Source organism: Citrifermentans bremense, from assembly GCF_014218275.1.
GTDB classification, from domain to species: domain Bacteria; phylum Desulfobacterota; class Desulfuromonadia; order Geobacterales; family Geobacteraceae; genus Geomonas; species Geomonas pelophila.
On sequence record NZ_AP023213.1, the window covers coordinates 2,963,528 to 2,983,569 of the forward strand.

Here is a 20,042-nt window from a genome sequence, read left to right on the forward strand (position 1 = left end):
TCTTTAAAAGCAGCCGTCCTTCTGTCACACGCAAGCGCTATGTCTTCATCCTCACCAGCACACATATCCCGGATACGGCTTGAGGCTCTTGAATCTATCGGCCGGAGTCAGCGCCGCTCAAGCAAAATTTGGACGATCCTCCGCCGACGCTTGAATAACTCCGGGCTTGTCCTAAAGTCATAGCTATGTCCGAAGACGTCCTTAAATATTTCCACCCGCTGATAGCCGGCTGGTTCAGGGAGACCCTGGGGGAACCGACACTGGTACAGTCGCGTGCCTGGAGCGAGGTGATGCAAGAGCGGCACGTTCTGGTGACTGCGCCGACCGGAAGCGGCAAGACGCTGGCCGCATTTCTGTGGGCCATCAACCAGCTGGCGACCGGGGCCTGGGAGCGCGGGGAAACCAGGGTGCTCTACGTCTCCCCTCTGAAGGCTTTGAACAACGACGTGCGCCGCAACCTGATCGCGCCGCTTTCCGAGCTGCGCGATTACTTTGCCCGGAACGGCGTCCCCTTCCCAGAGATCGGCGTGCAGACCCGCAGCGGGGACACCCCGGGCGACGAGCGCAGACGCATGCTGCGCCATCCTCCTGAGATCCTGATCACCACTCCCGAAAGCCTCAACATCCTCCTCACCTCGAAGGGAAGCAGGGTGACGCTCACCGGCGTCGCCACCATCATCCTGGACGAAATCCACGCCGTCGCCGGGAGCAAGCGCGGGACGCACCTGATCACGGCGGTGGAAAGGCTGGTGCTTCTAAGCGGCGAGTTCCAGCGCATCGCGCTTTCGGCCACGGTAAGGCCGCTGGAAACGGTGGCGGATTTCGTTGGGGGGCTCACGCAAGCCGGAAGGGAGCATCTCCCCCGGCCGGTCTCCATCGTCAGGGGCGACCGCGCCAAGCGTTTCAGCCTCACCATCAGCGCACCCGAGGAGGCCGGCGATCAGCGCGCTGCGGACGAGTTCTGGCCCGCGCTCTCGGCCCGGTTCGCCCAGATCATCGCAGAGCACCGCTCCACCCTCTTCTTCGCCAACAGCAGGCGCACCACGGAAAAGGTGACCCGCCTGATCAACGAGCTCTCCGGGGAAGAGCTCGCCTATTCCCACCACGGCTCGCTGTCCCGCGAGATCCGCCTCGCCGTCGAGGAGCGGCTCAAGCGCGGGGAGCTGAAGGCGATCGTGGCAACGAACTCGCTGGAGCTCGGCATCGACATCGGGCGGCTGGACAGCGTGGTACTGATCCAGACGCCCCGCTCCATCTCCTCGGCGATCCAGCGTATCGGCCGCTCCGGTCATGGCGTCGGCGAGGTGAGCTCGGGGATGCTCTTTCCCACCTACGGCATGGACTTCGTCTCGGCGGCGGTCATCGCTCGCGCCATCGCCGATGGGGAGATCGAGGAGATCCGCCCGGTGGAGACCCCCCTCGACCTGCTGGCCCAGATCGTCCTCTCCATGGCTCTCCCCGAAACCTGGCAGCTGGACGATCTCTACGACTTCCTGAAAGGTTGCTACCCGTACCGGAACCTTTCCCGGCAACAGTTCGATCTCGTCATCGGGATGCTGGAGGGGAGGTACGCCGATTCCCGGGTCCCGGAACTGCGCCCCAGGGCGACGGTGGACCGCCTGGAGGGGACCATCTCCACTAGACCCGCGCTTTCCATGCTCGTATTCATGGAGGGGGGGACCATCCCGGAGCGTGGGTACTTCGAGCTGCGGCTGAAAGAGAGCGGCGCGAAGATCGGGGAGCTGGACGAGGAGTTCGTCTGGGAACGGAGGATCGGGGACAGTTTCGCGCTGGGGGCGCAGGTCTGGCAGATAACGGATGTGACCCACAGCACGGTGCTGGTGGTCCCGGCCAGGAAGTCGCAGCAGATCATCCCTTTTTGGCGTGCGGAAGAGCTTGACCGCGATTTCTTCTACTCGGAGAAGATCGCGTCGTTCCTGGAGTACAGCAACGGGCGGCTCTCAAGCAAGGGGCTGGTCGAGGAACTGGTGCGGCGCCACTTCATGGACGAGCCTGCGGCGCAGTCACTGGAGAGCTACCTCAAGCGGCAGCGGGAGGCGACCGGGGCGGACCTCCCCCACCGCCACCACCTGCTCGTCGAGCAGTACCACGACCCGCTGGGGGGCGCCGAAACGCAGCAGGTCATCCTGCATACCCTTTGGGGAAACAGCATCAACCGCCCCTTCACCTTCGCACTTTGCGCCGCCTGGGAAGAGCATTTCGGCTACCCGCTGCAGGCTTTTTACAACAACGACGGCATAGCGCTCCTGCTCCCCCACGAACTGGACGCCCCGGGCCGGATCCTGCGGCTGGTGGAGCCCGAGCGGATCGAGGCCCTATTGCGCGGCACGCTGGAAACTACCGGCTATTTCGGCGCCCGCTTCCGGGAGAATGCCGGTCGCGCCCTGCTCCTTTCGCGCAGCAACTTCAAGAGAAGGATGCCGCTTTGGTTGAACCGACTCCGTTCCAAGAAGCTCTTCGCCTCGACTGCCAGGTACCGCGACTTCCCGGTGCTCCTGGAGACCTGGCGCTCCTGCCTCCAGGACGAGTTCGATCTCACGAACCTGAGACTGCTCCTGGAGGAGATCCAGGACGGAAGCATCAGGATCACCAAGGTGAAGACCACGACCGCCTCCCCCTTCGCACAGGGGCTGATCTGGCTGCAGACCAACAAGTACGTCTATGAGGACGACACGCCGGCGGGCCTGGGCAAATCGGCGCTCGGGCAGGACCTTTTAAAGGAACTGGTCTTCGCCTCCCACCTGCGCCCCCGCCTCCCTGCCGAGTTGATCCGGCTCTTCGAGGCGAAAAGGCAGCGGACCGCCCCAGGCTACGCCCCCGATAGCGCGCGTGAACTGGCGGACTGGGTGAAGGAGCGCCTGCTGACCCCGCAAACGGAGTGGCTGGAGCTTCTGGAGGCCGTGCAGCGCGACTCCGGCGTCGCGCCTGCGGAGCTCCTGCCGCAGTTGGCGGAACGGGTGGTGGTGCTGGGGCTGCCGGGAGGCTCGGTCCCGCTCGTCGCCTCGGTGGAGATGCTCCCGGAGATAGCGCGGGGGCTGTCGCTCAACTGGCAGGAGATCGCCCTGTCGCCCCTGGTGGACCAGGAGGGGCTGCGGGAACGGCTGCAGGGGGCGGCGGAGACGCTGGCCGAACGGGGAGCCAGCCGGGTGGAAGCAGAGGAGGAAGAGCCGCCCGACGTGAAGCTGATCGGGAGGTGGCTCGCCTACCACGGGCCGGTGGAGCTTGCCAACTTGCAGCGGATGTTGGGGCTCGGGGACGAACAGCTCCGGGAGCCCCTGCATTCACTCGAAGAAGAGGGGCAGGTGCTGGTGGACCAGTTGGGCGAGACGAGCACCGCTCCCGAGATCTGCGATGCGGCGAACCTGGAAGCGCTGCTGCGGATGCTCAGGAGGTCGAGGAAGCCTCCCTTCGAGGCGCTGGAGCTTCCCTACTTGCCGCTCTTTCTCGCCTGCTTCCAGGGGATCGCCCCACCCGGATCATCTCCCGACGATCTCCGGGAGAGGCTGGAGCAGTTGCTGGGGGTTCCGCTTGCGGCGCAGCTTTGGGAGGAAGAGGTGCTGCCTGCGCGCCTGCAGCCCTACTTCGGCGCCTGGCTGGACAGCGCCATGCAGGGAAGCGACCTCCTCTGGTTCGGCTGCGGCAAGAGGAAGCTCTCCTTCGCCTTTCCGGAGGATCTCGACCTTTTCCGGCCGGAACCTTCAGGGCCGCAACAGGATGAAGAAGCGGAGGATGAATCGGTTATTGCCGATGCAGATGCCGCCGCGAGGCTGATACGCGACCCAAGGGGGCACTACAGCCTCTTCGCCATTTGCTCCAGTTCCGGCCTCTCGGCGGCGCAGGCGACGGAGGAGCTTTGGAAGGGGGCCTGGAGTGGGGAGTTGAGCAACGATTCCTTCGCTTCGGTGAGAAAGGGGATCTTGAACCGGTTCGAGCGGCGCGAGCCGGAACCGGGTCAGGGGAGGCATCTGCACAGGGTCCCGGGGAGCCGCTGGGGCCGCGCGCAGGAGGGAGCGGGAAGCTGGTACCTGCTGCCGCGCCCGGAGGGGGAGCAGGACGTGCTGGAGCTGGAGGAGAGGAACAAGGACCGGGTCAGGCTGCTGCTGGGGCGCTACGGGATCCTCTTCAGGGAACTGCTGCTGAGGGAACTCCCCCCGCTGCAATGGGGGCGGCTGTTCCGGTCGCTGCGCATCATGGAGATGTCCGGGGAGGTGATGTCGGGGAACTTCTTCAACGGGATACCGGGGCTGCAGTTCGTCTCGCACGAAGCCTACCGGAAGCTGGAGGCGGGGATTGACGAGGAACGGATTTACTGGATCAACGCCGCCGATCCCGTCTCGCTTTGCGGCAGCGGGTTGGAGGGGGTGCGCGAGGAGCTTCCCCCACGCCTCCCGTCGACCCACCTGGTCTACCACGGCACCGGGCTCGCGCTCATCTCCCGGCGCTTCGGCAAGGAGCTGGAGTTCAAGGTGCCGCCGGACCACCCGCAACTATTCGACTATCTCTCCTTTTTCAAGGTGCTGTTGAGCCGAGACTTCAACCCCCGAAAAAGCATCGCGGTGGAGCGGATCAACGGGGAGCCGGCGGGCGATTCGAGGTACGCGGCGGCGCTGCTCGCCTTCGGTTTCCAGAGGGCGTACAGCGGGTTGGAGCTGTGGCGGAGCTACTAGACGCCTGGTTTAGCTGATCGAAGCGGTCGATCCCCCGCCAGGCGCCGGCACCAGCTCCATGCCGTTGGTGATGGAAGGGATCTCGTCCTCAGCGTGATGGGTCACGTAGAGGATCTGCGTATTGCCCGTCCTCGCCAGGTGGTCCACCAGCTTCAGCACCATCTCCCGGTTCACGTCGTCCAACCCCTGGCACGGTTCGTCCAGGATCAACAGGTCAGGCTGCTTCACCATCGCCCGCGCCAAGAGGACCAGCCTCTGTTCGCCGTAAGAAAGCTCGCGGAAGGTGTCGCCGGCGCGATGGTCCATGTGCAAAAGCTCCAGCCATTCCTGGGCGATCTCGAGCTGCCTGGGGGAGGGATCGGAGTAGACCCCGATGGAATCGAAGAAGCCGGAGACGACCACCATCTTCGCGGAGCCGCCCACCCGGTAGTCCTGCTGCAGGCTCGTGGAAACGAGCCCGATCCTCTTCTTGATGTCCCAGACGGTCTCGCCGGTCCCCCGCTTCCTGCCGAAGAGTGTGATGTCGTTGGCGTAGGCCTGCGTGTTGTCTCCGCTCACCAGGCTCAACAGCGTCGATTTCCCCGAGCCGTTCGGCCCAGTTATCTTCCAGTGCTCCCGCGGCTTTACCGTCCATGAGAGGCCGGACAGGATCTGTTTCCCGCCGTAGGAGACCTTCACATCCTTCATCTCGACGAGGGGCGCTCCCGCGGGAAGCGGTTCAGGGCGTTGCGCGCTGTCTATCTCCGGAAGCCGGTCGGGAAGCGTGTAATGAAAGGCGTGGAAACGGCGCAGCGCCTCGGAATCAAGCATCTCCTTCCTTGTGCCGGACCTGAAGACGCGGCACTGCTTCAGGTAGGCGACGTGCGTGATCTCGGGGGCGATCTCGCTGAAGCGGTTCAGGAGCAGGATCACCTGGATGCCGCGCCCGATGCAGCGGCTGATCAGGGTGCGCAGCACTTCGCAGGAGTGCCGGTCCAGCCCGTCGAACGGCTCGTCCAGCACCAGCAGTTCCGGTTCCTGCAAAAGCGCTTTGCAGATCAACGCCTTGCGCATCTCGCCGGTGGAGAGGAACTTGATCCCCCGCTCCAGGATGCCGGTAAATTCCAGCTCCCGCGCGAGCTCGGTCAGTTTCGCCTCGTCCGCAGCCGAGCCGGAGAGGATGAATCTGGCGACCGGGGTCCCCTGGGTCACGTAGCCGAGAAAGTCCGAATCGTCGTTGTAGCGCTCAGTTTCCAGGATCTCGTCGATCTTCTCGAAGGAGACGTATCCGGCCTTGGCGGGGATGCGGCATTGGCCGGAAACGACCTTCAGTTCACCGCAAATAAGTTTCCCCAGCGCCGATTTCCCCGAACCGTTGGCCCCGACGATGGCCCAATGTTCGTCCGCCGCTATGTTGAAGGTGATCCCTTCCAGGTTTTTCCCGTCGTGTATCTTGGCTACTGCGTCCTGCAAAATGATGTTCACGGTTCCATCCGGTGCCTGCGCCGCATCGGCGCTTATTGACGCTTAAACGTCATAACGTTACCCTCTGAAGTGGAGGAAAGTATATGTCTGAGCAAAAAAGAACGACAATTCATCTCGACGCGGCAATGCACAGGGCTTTACAGCATAAGGCGCTGGAGACGTCGCGCTCGGTTTCCGATCTTGTCAACGATGCTGTTCGCAGGACTCTCGCCGAAGACGCCGAAGATCTGGCTGCCTTTGAAGAACGGGTCCACGAGCCGCTGGTAACCTACGAGAGCCTGCTGAAAGAGTTGAAGGAAAATGGCCGGCTATAACGTCCTGCTCCGGGAAAGCGTCAGGAAGGATCTCGACTCAATTCCGAAGAACGACCTGCGCCGCATCGTCGCCCGGATCGGTAACCTGCCCACGACCCGCGGCCGATCGGCTGTGAAAAGCTGACCGGCCAGGAGCGGTACCGGATCCGCCAGGGGAACTATCGAATCATCTATTCAATTCAGGATCTTGAGCTGACCGTATGGGTGGTGAAAGTCGCCCACCGGCGCGAGGTCTATCGGTAAATAGCAGTATTTTCAGAAGCAAAACGAATCGGCAATAATAAAGGGGTGAGCGAAAATCGCTCACCCCTTGGTCTTTATGAACCTGCCAGCGGGGCCCTACTTGTTCAGGAACTCCCTGCCAAAGGGTGACATCTGGCGCAGGCGGCTGATGATCGGAGGAAGTGCCTCGATCACAGCGTCGATCTCGGCGTCGGTGGTGAACCTGGACAGCGAGAAGCGGATGGAGCCGTGGGCGCAGGTGAAGGGAACGCCCATGGCGCGCAGCACATGGGACGGCTCCAGAGAGCCCGAGGTGCAGGCGCTGCCGGAGGAGGCGCAGATTCCCTTCTCGGAGAGGAGCAGCAGGATTCCCTCCCCTTCCACGAACTCCATGGCGATGGAGAGGGTGTTGGGGAGGCGGTTGGTGCCGCCGCCGTTGATCCTGGTGTTGGGGATGAGGGCGGTCAGCTCGCGCTCCAGCCGGTCGCGCATCTCGCGCACACGCCCAGCTTCCTCGGGCATGTGCAGGTGGGCCAGTTCGCAGGCCTTGCCCATGGCGATGATGGAAGCGGTGTTCTCGGTCCCCGCCCTGCGGCCACGCTCCTGGTGCCCGCCGACCAGAAGCGGACGGAACGGGGTGCCGCGGCGCACGTAGAGTACCCCTACCCCTTTCGGCGCGTGCAGCTTGTGCCCGGAAAGTGAAAGAAGGTCGATGGCGGAGTCCGCCATGTTCAGCGGGATCTTGCCTACGGCCTGGACGGCATCGGTGTGGAAGAGCGCGCCCTTCGCCTTCACCATCTTGGCGGCTTCCTCGATGGGGAAGATGACGCCGGTTTCGTTGTTGGCGTACATGAGGGAGACGATCGCGGTATCGTCGTCGAGCGCCGCCTCCAGTTCCTTGAGGTCGAGCTGTCCGTTGCCGTCGACATTCAGCTCGGTCACCCGGTAGCCGCGCTTGGTGAGGTTGCGGCACTGGGTGAGCACCGCGGGGTGCTCGACGCGGCTGGTTATGATGTGGCGCTTCTCGGGGAAGACCTCCAGCGCGGAACGGATGGCGGCGTTGTCGCTCTCGGTGCCGCAGGCGGTAAAGACGATCTCGTCCGGGAGCGCGCCGAGAAGAGCGGCGACCCGGCTGCGCGCCTCGTCCACCTTCTTCTGCACCTGCCCGCCGAAGAAGTGCATGGAGCTGGGGTTTCCGTACAGGTCGCAGAAATAGGGACGCATCTCCTCGAAAACCCGCTCGTCCACCTTGGTGGTGGCGTTGTTGTCAAGATAGATCTCTTTCATCCCTGTACCTCCTGGACGGTGATGTCAGGGGAGACCATCTCACGCAGCTTCTGCTCGACGAACTTGGCGGTGTTGCCGGAAGAGGCGCAACCCGCGCATGCCTTGCGGAAGGCGACCTGCACGTTCGCCCCGTCGATGTCGATCAGCTCGAGGTCGCCGCCATCGGCCCAAAGCTGGGGACGGATCTCGTTTTCCAGGGTTTCCTGGATCAGCTGCATCTTCTTGAGGTTGGTTAGCTTCGCAGGCTTTGCCGGTGCTGCCTTCTTCTCCTCGCCCATAACCTCAGCGATAAGCTCCTTGATCTTCGGGATGCAGCCGCCGCAGGCGCCGCCGGCCTTGGTGAAATGGGTCACCTGTTCTGCGGTGTGCAGCTTGTTGGAGGCGATGACCTTCTTGAGGAACAGGTCGGTCAGGCCGAAGCACTTGCAGACGATCTCACCCTCGGTCTCAACATGGTCATGTCCGTGCTTCGGCGCTTCCACGCCGCGGTACTTGGCGATGGCGGCCTCAAGCGCTTCCTGCCCCATGACCGAGCAGTGCATCTTCTCCTCGGGGAGCCCGCCTAGGAAATCCGCGATCTCCTGGTTGGTGATCTGCAGTGCCTCGTCCAGCGTCTTCCCCTTCACCATCTCGGTGAGGGCGGAAGAAGAAGCGATGGCACTGCCGCAGCCAAAGGTCTGGAACCTGGCATCGACGATCCTCTCTTTTTTCTCATCCAGCTTTATGAACAGCTTAAGCGCGTCGCCGCAGGCCAGGCTGCCTACCTCGCCAACCGCATCCGCATCGGTTATCTCACCCACGTTCCGGGGGTTGAGGAAATGTTCTTTAACCTTGTCCGTGTAGTCCCACATAGACCCTCCCTTCTAATTAGTCCGAGTATCATAGCGCAGAGCTGATAGAAAGAAAACCCCTAAACGCGCTTCTAACTACAGCACCGCAGTAAGGTACACTGCCCGATCAAACGTATCCGGGGGAGCTGCAATTCACGCTTCGCTGACCTTGCCAAGCGACAGAGCCAAGGAGATTATGTGCCGTAACTGCCTGGGATGATATTGAAAATGACTCTCCCCTCAAAGCCTTCCGGTCATCCAGGAATAAGAGGCGTCCCCGCCATCTGTGTAAGAAAACAGCATAGGCAAGAATGGCGATACAACGCTTCAAAAAAAAAATGGGGCACGGAGCTGTCATCCGATCCTCCAATGAGAGAAGTTGAGCCCCCCTTCGGTCATGGTTTTTCGGATGCATCCGCGTCCCATTTTTTTTGGTCTTTGAATCAGCCGCGGCGCCGCCCTCGGGCGAAAGCGCTGATGCTGCCGAACAGGAAACTGCCTTCTGCTTTACGCTTTGCCTTCGATGAAGTCGCGTCCGGCGGCCAAGAGCGCCTGCAGCCGCGCCTCGCTGGAGGCCTCGGCGTAAAGCCGTACCACCGGCTCGGTCCCGGACTTCCTGAACAGAAGCCAGCTGCCGTCCTCCAGGATGAACTTGTTTCCGTCCACAGTCACCTTCTGCTTCACCGCCACTCCGGCGAAACCTGCAGGGGTGGCCGCGATGCGCTCAGGGAAGACTTCTTCCAGTTCCGGAGACAACGTGATGTTGACGCGCTTGGTGAGGTAGCGCCCCACCTTCTCGTAGAGTTGCTCGAGCAGTGCCTTCACCGGCTTACCTTCGCGGGCGACCATCTCGGCTACCAGCAGGCAGGCGAGGATCCCGTCCTTTTCGGGGACGTGCCCCTTGATGGTGAGCCCGGCGCTCTCTTCGCCGCCGATGATGATCTTGTCCTGACTGATCAGCTCGCCGATGAATTTGAAGCCAACCGGCGTCTCGAACACCTCCACCCCGTGCATCCTGGCGACCGCGTCCACCAGGTGGGAGGTGGCGACGGAGCGCCCCACCCCGCCGGTCATCCCCTTCACCCGGACCAGGTAATCGAGGAGCAGTGCGATTATGTAGTTGGGCTCGATGAAGCTGCCGTCGCCATCCACGATCCCGAAGCGGTCCGCGTCGCCGTCGGTGGCGATTCCCAGGGTGATGGAAGGGTCCTGCTGCACCAGCCGGATGAAGTCCTGTATGTATTTCTCGGAGGGCTCCGGGGGGAAGCCGCCGAAGTACGGGTCGCGGTTGGCGTTCATCTGCACCACCTTGACGCCGTGGGCCTTGAGCGGCTCGGCAAGATAGCCGCGGGCTGTGCCGTAAAGGGGGTTGACCGCGATGGTCCCTAGCTTGGCAATGGCGGCAAAGTCGACCTTGGTCGAGAGGTCCTCCAGGTAAGCCTGCATCGGGTCGATCTCCACCAGGAGCCCCTTCTTTATCGCATCGTCGATGGAGCACTCCGCGTAGCAGATCTCCCCTGCCATCTCGTTGGCGCGGTTCTCGATGTCGGTGGTGGTCTGCGGCAAGGCAGGACCGCCCCACGAAGGGGAGAACTTTATGCCGTTGTACTCGGGGGGGTTGTGGCTGGCGGTGAAGTTGATGGCGCCTGCCGTGCCGCGCCTGAGGATCTCGAAAGCGATGACCGGGGTGGGGGTGTCGCGGATGCAAAGATAGGTTGTGATGCCGGCGCCGGTGAGCACGCGGGCGGCCTCGCGGGCGAACGATTCGCCCATGAAGCGGGAGTCGTAGCCTACGATGATTCCCTTGCGCGCTTCGCCGGAGGCTTTTACGTTGTCCGCAATGGCCTGGGTGACTACCTTCACATTCTCAAAGATGAAATCTTCACACATGATGCCGCGCCAGCCAGAGGTGCCAAAAGTGATACGCTGCATAAAATCCCTCCTGAAAGAATTGAATAGACACCAGACGATGGAGTGAACACCTGGTCGCCCCCAGCAAAGGGGCGAAAACAGGGCATCGAGCGGCCCGAAAAATAATTACTAGAGATTAATGCAATGCTTTTGGAGAGTCAACTTTTTACGAAAAAAAGTGGGTTGACATTTTTCTTTCGAAATTGGTATGGTAGCCTCTATCAACGATTACGAAGGAATTCAGGAGGCTTAAAACATGCAATGTCAAACCGTACTTCCTGGTGCCGAGTGCACTTTCATGGGCAAACAAGGTTGTGTATTCACTGAAGGCGCTTGCCAGCCTGTGGTGGAAAACTGCGAGGGTTGTGACAGGGTCGTCGACGGCACCATCGGGAAGGTTTGCAGCGCATACCCCGCCCCCGAGAAGAAGTGGTCCGCAGGCATCTGCAACTTCGCTACCCACGTCAAGGTTGAGCTCAAGACCGACGACGCGAAGATCAACCCGCTCAAAGCATCCAAGAAAGCAGCAGGCGCCAAGAAGAAAAAGTAGCACACACGTTAACACGCTGTACCCTAAAGGGGAGGACCGATGTCCTCCCTTTTTTTTGCTCAAAATCCTCCTGGAGGTGACCCATGCCCTTTGACTATCTCGCCTGCCCCGCCTGCGGCACCAAGGTCAAGCAGTACAAGAACCCTCTCCCGACGGTCGACGTCATCATCGAACTCCCTGAAGGAATCGTTTTGATCGAGCGTAAAAACGAGCCTTTCGGGTGGGCCATACCAGGGGGCTTCGTAGACTACGGCGAGTCCCTGGAAACCGCCGCTGCCAGGGAATCGCTGGAAGAGACCTCGCTCGAAGTGACCGACCTGAGACTTTTGGGATGCTATTCCGACCCTTCCCGTGATACCCGCAGCCACAACATCTCCACCGTATATGTCGCCAGGGCCGTCGGCACTCCGAAGGCGGGAGACGACGCCGCCAACCTCGCCGTATTCCCCATCGACAAACTGCCGCAGCCGCTTTGCTTCGACCACGGCAAGATCCTCTCCGACTACCGCCAAAGAAAAGAAGCCGGGACCATCTAGCCTGTCACTTCCAACAAAAAAGGGGAGGCATCATAATTGCCTCCCCTCTCCCTGCCAGCACCCTGCTGCGCAGGCGTCCCTGTAGCGTAATCCCTCTGTCACAGTCACATCTACCTGCGTTGCCCCCTCACTCGAAGAACCGGATCTCCGGCAAGCTGGGGATGAGCCCCAGTTCGAAGGCATGACGGAAGAACAACCGCGCCCCCTCTATGTGGGCATCGGTCAGCTCGTAGTTGATGGTGTTCCAGTAGTCGACGAGATCGCTTTCCCCGATCCATTCCCGCTCCTGGCACGATGCGGCGATCTCGGGGTAGCTGCGATAGGCAAGTTCCTTCGCGGCCACGAGGTCTCGCGCCAGCTTGGACAATCCGGCATGCTTCGCGAGAGCAGCGTCGCGTCTCACGATCCACAAGGCAAAGACGAAGGGGAGCCCGGTGAACTCGTACCAGAGCTGCCCGAGATCGTAGCAATAGGCGGCGGCTCCGGAAGCCGCGCCCTTGAGGGCGGCGTCACCTATGAGCAGCAGGCCGGGGAAGCGCTTGAGCGCTTCGGAAAGGGGCTCCCTCGTCCGCTCAAAGCTGTTCTTGAAACCGTACTTCCGCGCCAGAAGCACCTTGAGCAGGTTGACTGAGGTGTCGGATTCGGCGCTCAACCCTATGGGGGAGCCGTCGAGCTCCTCCACGGGGACGGATGAGAAGAGGAAAACGCTCTTCACGGCGCCTATGGAGCTGATGGAGAGGTCGGGGAGAAGACAGTACTGCTCGTGCGCGGTAGCATACTCGATCGAGGAGGAAGGGCTCAGATCTATCTCTCCCGAGCGGAGCATGGCGTTGAGTTGGGCCGGAACCCCGTCCACGAATCGATAGCCGCTGCAGTCGAAGTGCGAAGCAAGAGCGGTGAAGATGGGGGTGCAGTTGGCGTACTTGATGTGTCCGATGTTGATAGTCACTGATAACTCCAGGTGCTGCAAAAGGAAAAGGCGAGAGATCCTCTCGCCTTTTCCTGTCTATGTGCTTCTGAATCCTAATCTTCCGCTACTGCGACGTAATCCTCGTAGTGTTCTGCGGACATGAGGAGGTTGGACTCCTCGGAGTCCGCAACCTCGATGACCACTAGCCACCCGGCATCATAGGGATCGTCGTTGACGAACTCGGGCGCGTTGCCCAGCTCGGAGTTCACCTCCAGGACCGTGCCGGAGAGCGGGGCGTACAGTTCGGCCACGGTTTTCCTAGCCTCGACTGAACCGAAGGAATCGTCCTGCTCCAACTCGTCGCCGGGTTCGGGAAGCTCGACGGAAGTGATGTTGCCCAGCTCAGTCTGTGCGTAATCGGTGATGCCGATCACGGCCCGGTCACCCTCGATGCGCACCCACACGTGTTCCTTGCTGTATTTAAGCTCTTCTGGAAAGTCCATAGATTACTCCAGTACCAGCCTTTCGATGAAGCCGGTGTCTATGTTCCCTTCGATGAAGTCTTTGTTGGCCATGATTCTCTTGTGGAACGGGATGGTGGTCTTGATACCTTCCACGATGTACTCGTCAAGCGCGCGGGCCATCCTCTTGATCGCCTCTTCCCTGGTGTCGGCATGCACGATCAGCTTGGCGATCAGGGAGTCGTAGTGCGGCAGGACCGAGTAGTTGGTGTAGACGAAGGAGTCGACCCTGACCCCGAGGCCGCCGGGGGTGTGGTGGTCGGTGATCTTGCCCGGGCAGGGGGTGAACTTCACCGAGTCCTCCGCGTTGATGCGGCACTCGATGGAGTGTCCCTTGATCTTGATGTCGTCCTGGGTGTAGCGCAACTTCAGGCCGTAGGCGGAGCGGATCTGCTCCTTCACGACGTCGACGCCGGTCACCATCTCGGTCACCGGATGCTCCACCTGCACGCGGGTGTTCATCTCCATGAAGAAGAAGTTGTTGTTCTTGTCGACCAGGAACTCCATGGTGCCGACGCTGCAGTAGTTGACGGCCTTGGCCGCGGCGACAGCAGCCTCGCCCATCGCCTTTCTTAATTCCGGGGTGGTGACGGTGGAGGGGGCCTCCTCAATCACCTTCTGGTGGCGGCGCTGGATCGAGCAGTCGCGCTCGCCCAGGTGCACGACGTTGCCGTGCTTGTCGGCGAGGATCTGGATCTCGACGTGGCGCGGGCTCTCGCAGTAGCGCTCGATGTAGACCTCGGGGTTGCCGAAGCCGGACTGAGCCTCGGCGCGCGCGGTGGCGAAGGCGTTCGGGAGCGCCGCCGGGGAATGAACGATCTTCATGCCGCGTCCGCCGCCACCCGCCGTAGCCTTAATGATGACCGGGAAGCCGATCTCCTTGGCGACGCGGATCGCTTCGTTTACGTCGTGCACACCTTCCTTGGTGCCGGGAAGGATGGGGACGCCGACCTTGATCACCGCCTGGCGGGCGGAGATCTTGTCGCCCATGATGCGCATGCTCTCGGCCGAAGGTCCGATGAAGGTGATGCCGCACTTCTCGCAGATCTCGGCGAAGATCGGGTTCTCGGAGAGGAACCCGTACCCCGGATGGATCGCTTCCGCGTCGGTCAGTTCCGCCGCGGAGATGATGGCGTTGATGTTGAGGTAGCTGGAGAGGCTGGGAGCCGGACCGATGCAGACGCTCTCGTCGGCGAGCTTCACATGAAGGGACTCGCTGTCGGCCGTGGAGTACACGGCGACCGTCTTGATCCCCATCTCCTTGCAGGTTCTGATGATCCTGAGGGCGATCTCACCCCTGTTGGCGATAAGAATTTTATGAAACATTTATATCTCCAGAGAACAGATTAAGATTAAGACTAAGATTAAGTTTGAGACTAAGACTAAATCAAGGCAAAGCCAGCGACATCAACTGAATCTAGTCCTAATCTTTATCTTTTTCCCAATCTGTTGTTACAGCTTTTCCACAACGAAAAGCGCGTCGCCGTACTCGACCGGCTGTGCGTTCTCCTTGCTGATCTTGACGATCTTGCACTTGAACTCGGCCTCGATCTCGTTCATGAGCTTCATAGCCTCGACGATGCAGAGGACCTGCCCTTTCTCGACGATCTGGCCGACTTCCACGTAGGGAGCCGCGTCCGGGGCCGGTGAGCGGTAGAAGGTGCCGACGATGGGAGAGGTGATGACATCACCCTGCTCTTTCTCTGCGGCAGCCGGCGCAGCGGCCGGAGCTGCAGCCGCAGCAGGAGAGGCGGGAGCCGTGGGAGCGTACTGGTACACGGGGGCCTGCATCTGGAACTGGGGAACGGCGGCGCCGCAGCCCCTCTTGATGACGACCTTGTCCTCGGCGTTTTCCAGCTCGAACTCGGTGATGTCGGTCTCGGTTACCATCTTTATCAGCATCTTCAGGTCTTTTATATCCACATCTTTCTCCTTTGCATTTACGCTAACTGCATGATTAAAGGCTACCCCGGAGCGCATCGGGTGCAGCCTGCGTGAAAACGGTCAAGGCAATACGATCAGGTCCTTCGGGACCTTGGTGATGCAGCGGCAGCCGTGGCCTTCGGCGACCACGGTGTCCTCGATCCTCACTCCGCCCCATCCTGGGATGTAGATCCCGGGCTCGATGGTGAATACCATCCCCTCCTGGATCACGTTCTTGCTGCGCGGCGACGCGGCGGGATGTTCATGAATGTCTATACCAACGCCGTGCCCGAGCCCATGCCCGAAGTACTCGCCGAAGCCACGGGAGGCGATGTAGTCGCGGGCCACCGCATCGAGGTCCCTGAAGCTCAATCCGGGCCTAACGGCGTTCATGGCGGCGCGCTGGGCGCCCAGAACCGTCTCGTACACCTCGCGCTGCCGGCTGTCCGGCTCGCCCAAGGCCACGGTCACCGTCTCGTCCGAGCAGTAACCGCCGTAGATGGCGCCGTAGTCGAAGGTGACCAGCTCCCCCCTGGCGAGCCTCTTGCCGGACGCCTTGCCGTGAGGCAGCGCGCCCCGCTCGCCGGAGGCGACGATGAAGTCGAAGGACTTGTTCTCCGCCCCCTTCTCCCGCATGGCGACCTCGAGCATCCAGGCGGCCTCGCTTTCGGTCATGCCGGGTGCAACCCGCTCCAGCGTCTCCAGAAGCGACTGCGAAGCGATCGCCGCCACCCGCTCCAGTATCTCCAGCTCGCCCGAGTCCTTCACGCTGCGCAGCGCCGCCATCTCGGCGTCCGCCGGGAGGTACTCGATCTGCGGCGTCTTGCTGCAGAGCTCCTGGTAGACGGCAACCGTGGTGTGGGCCGCCTCGAAGGCTACCTTGGACGGCTGCAGCCTCTGCAGCAACTCGACCAGCGATTCCATCTTGTTGGAGAACTCGGCAACTTTTGCGCCTGTGACCTCGGCGCCGGCCTGGGAGGTGTAACGGGAATCGGTCAGAAACCACCCGTCGTCTGGAGAGAGAACCAGCAGTGCCTCGCTGCCGGTGAACCCGGTAAGGTATCTGATATTACTGAGGTTTGTGACCAGCAGCAGGTCGCCTCCGACCCGCTTGAGGCACCCCCTGGCCGCAGAGATTCTGTCTATTACCATAAACCCGCCCGTATGACAATCTTATTTTCCCAGCCGCTGCGCCAGTGCGCGCAGTCCCAAAAGGTAGCTTTCGGCGCCGAATCCGCAGATCTGCCCCAGCGCCACCGGGGCTATGTAGCTATGGCTTCTGAACGGCTCCCTGGCGTGGACGTTGGAGAGGTGCACTTCAACGGCGGGGAGCGCGACGGCCGCTATGGCGTCGCGGATGGCGACGCTGGTATGGGTGTAGGCAGCGGGGTTGATGAGGATCCCCTGACAGTCCGCCATGGCCCCCTGGATGGCGTCGACCATGGCACCTTCCGAATTGGTCTGCAGGATGCGCAGCTCCAGCGAGAGCTCCGAGGCAAGCGCCATGAGCGACTGGTTGATCCCCTGAAGGGTCGTGGTGCCGTAGACTCCCGGCTCGCGGGTGCCGAGCAGGTTCAGGTTGGGTCCGTGCAGGACCAGTATCCTCACTGCGGGTTTTGTCATTGCAGCGCCTCCCTGAAACCGGGAGCGGCGCGCTTCAAGAGGTAGCGCCCCTTGCCGAAATTGCCGTCGGCGGCCATGATCAGCGCCACGAAGAAGTCGTCGCTGATCCCGCGCACGATGACGCTGCACTCGCCGCTGATGATGGAAACCTCTTCCAGTTCGCCGGTCTTCAGCACCCCGACCGTCCTCTTGATTTCCTTGAGGACCGAGGCGTATTCGACAGTCATGGTAAGCACGTCGATGCCGGCGGATTCTCTCACGTATTCGTCAATGGAGATGCCGTCGTATCCCATGATGACGCCGCCAAGGCCGCCGCCGCTTTCCTCGACGATCGATCTGAGTATCGCCTTAAACCCCATCTTTTCTTCTCCTTATGTTTTCCAGCCAGCGTTGCAGCTCGTCCTCGACTGCACCGGCGCCGGCCGCAGACGCGCTCTGCGTCCCCAATGCCTCAAGAGCAGGCTCTTCCATGACGGCCGGGGATTCGATGGCAAACGCCGCTTCGGCGGTTGCGGGAAATTCCAGCGTGGTCGGCGTCTCAAGAGGTGCAGGCATCACCACCCCGGCGGGGCGCTCCAGTTGAGCGGCCTCTTGCGGCTCGACAGGGACGTCCCAACCCGATTCTAACTCGTCGCTTTCCTCTTGCAGTTCGGCCGCGGCATGGGGCTCCGCTGCTGCCAGTCCCAGGGTGGCGCCTGCAGGTTCGGCGTTCTCATGCTGCAGTTCCTGCATTTCCTGCAGTTCCGCCAGGCGCAACCGGTACTGCGAGTTGGCCGGGTGTGCGGCGATGAGTTCCCGGTAGATCCCCTGCGCCTTATCGATGAACCCCTGCGACACGTAGAGCTCGGCCAGGGTCGCGGTGGTCAGCGGATCGGGCGTGGCGGCCTCGCTGCTCCGGGGGACCGGCTCATCTTCGACCTCTTCCAGGTCCTCTATGGCCCAGATGTCGTCTTCCTGCGCAGGCGCAGCGGCAGCAGGCGCTGCAGGTTGAATCGGCTGCACCGCGGGACCAAGAGGCGCGACGCCCGGTTCGAAGGTGTCAGGTTCGAGAGGTTCCAGCTCTTCCACCACCTCGTCCAGTTCCTCTATGACCTCGAGATCCTCCAGCAGCTCCTCGGGTTCCGTCTGGTCCGGGAGTAAGGCGACCGAGTTCAGCAGCAGCGAGCTTTCCAGGTCGTCGGGATCCTGCGCAAGCACCTGCTCCAGTACCTTGCGCGCCAGGACGATCTCGTTTTGCTCCACGTAGAGCTGGCCCAGAAGTTTCAGGGCCTCCAGGTGATTGGGCTGGAGCGCCACAGCACGTTCCATTGCGCTGCGCGCCTGTCCGGTGAGCCCCTTCGCGTAGCAGGCGGCACCAAGGGCCAGGAAACCGGCGGGGAGTTCGGGATGGGCAGCGCACCCTTTCTCGGCCACCATGATGGCATCGTCCAAAAGACCGAGCTTTCGATACAGCTCAGAGAGTGGCGCGAAGCAAAGGTTCTTGGCATCGGCGGCCAGCATGTCCTCGTAGCGCTGAATCTCGGTCCAGAAGGATAAAGCGTCCTCTACCATGTCAATCTCCTATGCCGCAGATCTCCAGCAGCGCCCCCAGGTCGGTGAGCCTTTCCATGCGGTAGGCGCCGATCCCCTGGTTGCAGATGAACAAGAGTCCCTTGTCACGTACCTTCTTGTCGTGCGAGAGCGCCTCCAGGTACTGTCGAGCCGGGAAGGAAGGAAGTTCCGTCGGAAGTCCCAGCGCCTGGATGAGCACCTCGATCCGGTCCCGGTCCGCCTGGGAGCAAAAGCCGTAGTGCTGGGAGATCCGCGCCGCCTGCACGATGCCGATGGCGACCGCCTCACCGTGCAGGTAGCGTGTGTACCCGGTGAGGGTCTCAACGGCGTGCCCCAAGGTGTGCCCGTAGTTCAGCACCGCGCGCACCCCCCCTTCCCGCTCGTCCTCCGCCACGACCTTCGCCTTGATGGCACAGCTGCGGCTGACCGCCTGAATCAGGGCCTCCTTGTCGCGAGCCAAAAGCAGTGCCGCGTTTTTCTCCAGGAAGTCGAAGAAGCCGCGGTCCAGAACCGCGCCGTACTTGACGATCTCTCCCAAACCGCTCAGGAACTCCCTTTCCGGCAGGGTGTCGAGGGTGGCTACGTCGATGAGAACGGCCTTGGGCTGGTAGAAGGCTCCGATCAGGTTCTTGCCGCGGGGGTGGTTGATGCCGGTCTTGCCTCCGACGCTGGAGTCGACCTGGGAAAGAAGCGTGGTGGGGATCTGTACGAAGGGAATGCCGCGCAGGTAGCTCGCGGCGGCAAACCCGGCCATGTCGCCTATAACCCCGCCCCCAAGAGCAAGGATGAAGGAGCCGCGGTCCAGCGAGGCGTCGACCAAGCCGTCATAGATCAGGTTAAGGGTAGCGCTGTTCTTGTAAGCCTCGCCGTCCGGAAGAGATACCAGCACCACACGGTACCCCGCCCGCTCCATCGAGAGGCGGACCGTTTCGTAGTAGAGGGGGGCAACGGTGGTGTTGCTGACCACAGCCGCCGTTCCGGACAGGCCTACCTCGCGGCAAAGGGAGCCGATTCGGTCGAGATTGCCGGCGCCCAGTTCGATGTCGTAGCTCCGCTCGTCGAGCGCCACCCTGATTTGTTCAGCTTTCACAAGAACCCCTTCAAAGAATCGAGTACTTCCGAGGCGACCGCCTCGACGGTCTTGCCGGTGGTGTCGATGCGCAGGTCGGCGTCGGCGTAGAACCGTTCGCGCCCTTCAAGCATGGAGCTGATCCGTTCCACCGACGCGTCCGCGGCGAGAAGCGGCCGTTCGCTGTCTCCGGTGACGCGCGCGGCGATGGTCTCAACGCTAGCGGTGAGGTTGACGATGCGGCCCGAGGCCCGCATGGCCGCGCGGTTTTCAGAGGCGATGACGGCCCCTCCCCCGGTGGAGACTACCTGTGACGGGCGGGAAGCCACCTCGACCAGTGCGGCTGACTCGAACGCCCTGAAAGCCTGCTCCCCTTCGGAGGCAAAGATTTCCTTGATGCTGGCGCCGGCCCGGTCCACGATCACCTGGTCCAGGTCAACGAAGCTCCAGCCAAGCCTTTGGGCGAGGACGCGGCCGACGGTGGTCTTGCCGCAGCCCATGAATCCGGTGAGAAAGATGTTGTTCTTCAAGCAAAACCCCAACAAGCATAAATCGGAACACAGAGGTCACCGAGGCACACGGAGGTCACAGAGGGAAAACAGAACCAAAGGCACTCAGTTATCCCCTTCATCAGGGTTTGCCT

The 20,042-nt window shown here is 61.8% G+C and carries 20 protein-coding genes; 6 read left to right on the plus strand and 14 right to left on the minus strand.

Going from position 1 to position 20,042, the window contains the following annotated elements:
• Positions 1 to 185: 185 nt before the first annotated feature.
• A complete protein-coding gene (locus GEOBRER4_RS13020) occupies positions 186 to 4,688 on the plus strand; it encodes a DEAD/DEAH box helicase (protein WP_185242663.1) in 4,503 nt (1,500 codons plus the stop codon).
• A gap of 9 nt (positions 4,689 to 4,697) precedes the next feature.
• On the opposite strand, the gene modF is transcribed toward GEOBRER4_RS13020, so the two are convergent.
• Positions 4,698 to 6,152, minus strand: a complete 1,455-nt coding sequence (modF, locus tag GEOBRER4_RS13025) for a molybdate ABC transporter ATP-binding protein ModF (protein WP_185242664.1) — start codon at positions 6,150 to 6,152, stop codon at positions 4,698 to 4,700.
• A gap of 83 nt (positions 6,153 to 6,235) precedes the next feature.
• On the opposite strand from modF, the gene GEOBRER4_RS13030 reads away from it, so the two are divergent.
• The 3 genes from GEOBRER4_RS13030 to GEOBRER4_RS20450 are packed head-to-tail and all read left to right on the plus strand — an operon-like array spanning position 6,236 to position 6,709.
• Positions 6,236 to 6,466 (plus strand): ribbon-helix-helix protein, CopG family, encoded by a 231-nt coding sequence (locus tag GEOBRER4_RS13030; RefSeq protein ID WP_185242665.1) that lies wholly within the window; start codon positions 6,236 to 6,238, stop codon positions 6,464 to 6,466.
• The gene (locus tag GEOBRER4_RS20445) at positions 6,453 to 6,590 is read left to right on the plus strand and encodes a hypothetical protein (RefSeq protein ID WP_226377786.1); all 138 of its coding nucleotides are present in this window, start codon (positions 6,453 to 6,455) and stop codon (positions 6,588 to 6,590) included. The genes GEOBRER4_RS13030 and GEOBRER4_RS20445 overlap by 14 nt, the downstream gene beginning before the upstream one ends.
• Before the next feature lie 44 nt (positions 6,591 to 6,634).
• Positions 6,635 to 6,709 carry a type II toxin-antitoxin system RelE family toxin gene (locus GEOBRER4_RS20450; RefSeq protein ID WP_226377956.1) on the plus strand — a complete coding sequence of 25 codons (75 nt, stop codon included), beginning with the start codon at positions 6,635 to 6,637 and terminating at the stop codon, positions 6,707 to 6,709.
• Between the two features lie 96 nt (positions 6,710 to 6,805).
• On the opposite strand, the gene nifS is transcribed toward GEOBRER4_RS20450, so the two are convergent.
• From nifS to GEOBRER4_RS13050, 3 genes are all read right to left on the minus strand, one after another.
• Positions 6,806 to 7,975: a cysteine desulfurase NifS gene (nifS, locus tag GEOBRER4_RS13040; protein WP_185242666.1), complete on the minus strand. Its 1,170-nt coding sequence runs from the start codon at positions 7,973 to 7,975 to the stop codon at positions 6,806 to 6,808.
• Complete coding sequence (gene nifU / locus GEOBRER4_RS13045; protein ID WP_085812195.1) at positions 7,972 to 8,826, minus strand: Fe-S cluster assembly protein NifU; 855 nt, start codon at positions 8,824 to 8,826, stop codon at positions 7,972 to 7,974. The genes nifS and nifU overlap by 4 nt, the downstream gene beginning before the upstream one ends.
• A 486-nt stretch (positions 8,827 to 9,312) precedes the next feature.
• Positions 9,313 to 10,737, minus strand: a complete 1,425-nt coding sequence (locus tag GEOBRER4_RS13050) for a phosphoglucomutase/phosphomannomutase family protein (RefSeq protein WP_185242667.1) — start codon at positions 10,735 to 10,737, stop codon at positions 9,313 to 9,315.
• 235 nt (positions 10,738 to 10,972) lie between these two features.
• Between GEOBRER4_RS13050 and GEOBRER4_RS13055 the strand changes: the two genes are divergently transcribed.
• Complete coding sequence (locus tag GEOBRER4_RS13055) at positions 10,973 to 11,266, plus strand: PxxKW family cysteine-rich protein (protein ID WP_185242668.1); 294 nt, start codon at positions 10,973 to 10,975, stop codon at positions 11,264 to 11,266.
• Between the two features lie 83 nt (positions 11,267 to 11,349).
• Complete coding sequence (locus GEOBRER4_RS13060) at positions 11,350 to 11,802, plus strand: NUDIX domain-containing protein (protein WP_185242669.1); 453 nt, start codon at positions 11,350 to 11,352, stop codon at positions 11,800 to 11,802.
• A 127-nt stretch (positions 11,803 to 11,929) separates the two neighbouring features.
• On the opposite strand, the gene GEOBRER4_RS13065 is transcribed toward GEOBRER4_RS13060, so the two are convergent.
• The 10 genes from GEOBRER4_RS13065 to GEOBRER4_RS13110 all read right to left on the minus strand — a co-directional run bounded on the left by GEOBRER4_RS13065 (position 11,930) and on the right by GEOBRER4_RS13110 (position 19,929).
• Positions 11,930 to 12,751: a menaquinone biosynthetic enzyme MqnA/MqnD family protein gene (locus GEOBRER4_RS13065; protein ID WP_185242670.1), complete on the minus strand. Its 822-nt coding sequence runs from the start codon at positions 12,749 to 12,751 to the stop codon at positions 11,930 to 11,932.
• 74 nt (positions 12,752 to 12,825) lie between these two features.
• Positions 12,826 to 13,215 carry a glycine cleavage system protein GcvH gene (gene gcvH, locus GEOBRER4_RS13070; protein ID WP_085812190.1) on the minus strand — a complete coding sequence of 130 codons (390 nt, stop codon included), beginning with the start codon at positions 13,213 to 13,215 and terminating at the stop codon, positions 12,826 to 12,828.
• Positions 13,216 to 13,218: 3 nt separating this feature from the next.
• Positions 13,219 to 14,559: an acetyl-CoA carboxylase biotin carboxylase subunit gene (gene accC, locus GEOBRER4_RS13075; protein ID WP_185242671.1), complete on the minus strand. Its 1,341-nt coding sequence runs from the start codon at positions 14,557 to 14,559 to the stop codon at positions 13,219 to 13,221.
• A 126-nt stretch (positions 14,560 to 14,685) separates the two neighbouring features.
• Entirely contained in the window at positions 14,686 to 15,156 is a 471-nt protein-coding gene (gene accB, locus GEOBRER4_RS13080; RefSeq protein WP_185242672.1) for an acetyl-CoA carboxylase biotin carboxyl carrier protein, read from the minus strand.
• 81 nt (positions 15,157 to 15,237) lie between these two features.
• The gene (locus tag GEOBRER4_RS13085; protein ID WP_185242673.1) at positions 15,238 to 16,308 is read right to left on the minus strand and encodes an aminopeptidase P family protein; all 1,071 of its coding nucleotides are present in this window, start codon (positions 16,306 to 16,308) and stop codon (positions 15,238 to 15,240) included.
• 21 nt (positions 16,309 to 16,329) lie between these two features.
• Complete coding sequence (aroQ, locus tag GEOBRER4_RS13090) at positions 16,330 to 16,764, minus strand: type II 3-dehydroquinate dehydratase (protein ID WP_174573564.1); 435 nt, start codon at positions 16,762 to 16,764, stop codon at positions 16,330 to 16,332.
• Positions 16,765 to 16,775: 11 nt separating this feature from the next.
• Positions 16,776 to 17,138 (minus strand): roadblock/LC7 domain-containing protein, encoded by a 363-nt coding sequence (locus GEOBRER4_RS13095; protein ID WP_185242674.1) that lies wholly within the window; start codon positions 17,136 to 17,138, stop codon positions 16,776 to 16,778.
• Positions 17,128 to 18,330 carry a tetratricopeptide repeat protein gene (locus GEOBRER4_RS13100; protein ID WP_185242675.1) on the minus strand — a complete coding sequence of 401 codons (1,203 nt, stop codon included), beginning with the start codon at positions 18,328 to 18,330 and terminating at the stop codon, positions 17,128 to 17,130. Before GEOBRER4_RS13100 ends, GEOBRER4_RS13095 begins: the two co-directional genes overlap by 11 nt.
• Before the next feature lies 1 nt (position 18,331).
• Positions 18,332 to 19,420: a 3-dehydroquinate synthase gene (gene aroB / locus GEOBRER4_RS13105; protein WP_185242676.1), complete on the minus strand. Its 1,089-nt coding sequence runs from the start codon at positions 19,418 to 19,420 to the stop codon at positions 18,332 to 18,334.
• Positions 19,417 to 19,929: a shikimate kinase gene (locus GEOBRER4_RS13110; protein WP_185242677.1), complete on the minus strand. Its 513-nt coding sequence runs from the start codon at positions 19,927 to 19,929 to the stop codon at positions 19,417 to 19,419. Before GEOBRER4_RS13110 ends, aroB begins: the two co-directional genes overlap by 4 nt.
• Positions 19,930 to 20,042 lie beyond the last annotated feature (113 nt).